This is a genomic window from Pseudaeromonas pectinilytica (genome assembly GCF_054780855.1).
In genome coordinates this window covers 1-2,553 of the sequence record NZ_BAAGVN010000243.1, presented here as the reverse complement: position 1 = coordinate 2,553, position 2,553 = coordinate 1, and the positions used below count along the sequence as shown (strand labels likewise).

Here is a 2,553-nt window from a genome sequence, read left to right as displayed (position 1 = left end):
TAAAAAGAGCCGGCTGGAATGACGACTATCGGGCTCAGTTATTCTTTGGTTAAAAGATCAACAAAGTGTGCTCCCGCCCTGGGTTTCACGGGGTGCGGCTCGGGTTTGCAAACCATCACCATCGGATTCCACTTTGAAGTGAATATCGACGGTTTTACCGCTACCTAAATCCCACAACTTATTTAAGCCAGCTTCCCAGCTATTATCAACTTCGGCTCCCAGACGGCCCATGGATTTATCCATTTCATAGGCATAACCAGCCTTGGAAAAATTATCCTTGGCATCAAACAGGGATCCAGCGCGAATATAGCCATGGAACCCTATGGTTTCAGAGGCTTGTGCCATAATCGGCAATGCAAAGCCACAGCAGGCGCCTACCAATAAGGCTGCAGATTTCAATTTCATTTTATACTCCACGAGATATCAATATTATTTCGGCCCTCGGCAATGGGCCGAGTTTCAGCTTAAAGAGCGATTTTTTGGCAAGGCGAATTAGCATCAAAGTCGGCAGGGACTACTGATTTTAAAGCCACGTTGGTGAAGGCGAATTTAAGTCCCGCCATCGAATCCCAGGCCCCTGCCATATACAGGGCTTTTTGCACCGAATTGGTATTGGCCGCCGGAACCAACGAGGCGACGGGCAAGGTGCAGCGATACCAGCTGTCATCGGCCGGAACCTTAGTGCTATCCATGGTGAAGAAGGTGCCGTAATCCGGACCCGCAGTACCATCCATACGGATCTGGATATTCGGTGAGGCACCGTAGCTGGTCACTTTCACATCCAGAGTCATGGCACCCGCCTGGTAGGCCGAGAGATCGCTGTTCGCGCTATCGGTGCCCAGAAACACGCCGCCATTGCCCGGAAAATCCGCAGTGACGATTTGCTCGGCATCCGCCAGGGCGCCACCAAAGCCATTCATGGGATAATCGGCGCTGATATCGGTCGCCAGACTCTTATCGCCGGAGTAATAGAGAGCGGCATCCGTGGCGGCCAGCGCCGGGGCTTGGTTGACACCTGAGCCCGTATCACCGCCCGTGTCCGGGTTGCCACCACCCGCCGCTTCACAAGTCACAGGATCAACAACCGATGTTTCGGTGGTGGTCAGCTTGTACTTCACATTGGTAATTTCGTAATCAAATGCTTCTTTGCTCGCCAGATGGAACGGCGTACCGACGGAGGCCAGATTGATCGCGGTAGCGCCAGAGAATGGCTTCATGCAGTTGATGGGCAGGGTCAGCGTTTCCCAATTACCGCCGCCTTTCACCGCGCTGGCAATCGGCAGACTGCTGCGGTTGGGGTACTCGTTGTCGATGGAGGCATTCAGCACTTCCGGTACCGGGCTCTTGGCACGCAGCTGGAATTCAATGAAACCGGACGCGTACTTGCTCAGGTTCAATGGGGCATCGGATTTGAGCATAAACGTGCCATCCCCATTACCCTTCACCTGGACATCTGCGGTGTCATTGCTACCGGCGTTGTTGATCAGAACGGCGCTGATACTGGTCAAATCAACCGGCGTGGCCGTAACGGCCTGAACATCCCAGTTATCCTTTTCGGATTGAATTCGAGGGGTGGTGGAGGCAGTAGCGCCAACCCCGAACAACAGCAAGGAGCTATCGCCACCGCCGTTATCCGGCGGTGTCACACCACCATTGTTCGCCGGAATGTCCTCTGCACCGCCACAGCCGCCGAGCAGGGTTGCGGCGATCAGTGACGCCAAAAGTCCTTTCTTTGTTGCATTCATATTGACCACTCCAATCAATGGGGAAATTGTCTCATCGCGGTGGGCAGCGCATCTCAAACCACAAACTTGAAATCGATGCCACGAAAAACGATGGTGTGTCGATTCTCTTGAAATCGATTTCCAAAGCAATGTTTATCCATTGAATTGATCGCGATTCGTGCTAACAATCACAAAACTATCGCCAGAACCTGATGCGATGCATGGCCGCTATCTCTGCCTGCATCCAGACAGCCCCTATCGACACCGGCTGACGCAAAATACATTAATCCTTTATATTCATATAGATATAAAAGTTGTATTTCCCAGCATTGATTCGAGCCGTCAACAGCAGCCTCGTGGTTGCGGTTCACCAAAACAAGCCACAGACGAAGCCCCATTTCACATTCCAGGCACGGCAGGAGGCCAGATAAGCCCCCAGACAAATATGGCATCGATTTCAGATAATAGAGCTAAAGTTGTACGGAAATAGCACACCGCTCGGACGAGCGGATTTCTGAGCAGAGGGAGCCTCCGGGCAAAGAAGCGAGCCCCATCACAGTCATGTGGAAAGACCGCCGCGTGGACGGCGCTTTGATGAATCGAACTTGTCTATTGATGGATATGATTTATAAGATGACCCACGATTTAGATGACGAAATCGCTTTCACTATTTTCTGTGCACCAGCAGGGGGCTCGCTTGAGATTCATACCAGCATGTTGTGGGCTACTGGGCATCACATTGGCATATCTAAATAGCTGATCCTAATTTCGCTCCAGTTGCATAAGCCCATGTCCATTACCGGGGAACGGGGCGGCATGATCCAGGAAG

General features: G+C 52.1%; 3 protein-coding genes. All 3 read right to left on the bottom strand.

Annotation, left to right across the window (positions count from 1 at the left end):
• Positions 1–57 precede the first annotated feature (57 nt).
• Positions 58–405 carry a carbohydrate porin gene (locus ACYVG7_RS10610; RefSeq protein WP_460883084.1) on the bottom strand — a complete coding sequence of 116 codons (348 nt, stop codon included), beginning with the start codon at positions 403–405 and terminating at the stop codon, positions 58–60.
• A gap of 59 nt (positions 406–464) precedes the next feature.
• Positions 465–1,745: a putative glycoside hydrolase gene (locus tag ACYVG7_RS10605; protein WP_460883083.1), complete on the bottom strand. Its 1,281-nt coding sequence runs from the start codon at positions 1,743–1,745 to the stop codon at positions 465–467.
• A 167-nt stretch (positions 1,746–1,912) separates the two neighbouring features.
• Positions 1,913–2,122 (bottom strand): hypothetical protein, encoded by a 210-nt coding sequence (locus ACYVG7_RS10600; RefSeq protein ID WP_460883082.1) that lies wholly within the window; start codon positions 2,120–2,122, stop codon positions 1,913–1,915.
• Positions 2,123–2,553 lie beyond the last annotated feature (431 nt).

Coding starts and splice junctions, on each gene's coding strand:
- ACYVG7_RS10600 (WP_460883082.1), bottom strand. CDS start 2,122: ATGGGGCTTCGTCTGTGGCTTGTTTTGGTGAACCGCAACCACGAGGCT.
- ACYVG7_RS10610 (WP_460883084.1), bottom strand. CDS start 405: ATGAAATTGAAATCTGCAGCCTTATTGGTAGGCGCCTGCTGTGGCTTT.
- ACYVG7_RS10605 (WP_460883083.1), bottom strand. CDS start 1,745: ATGAATGCAACAAAGAAAGGACTTTTGGCGTCACTGATCGCCGCAACC.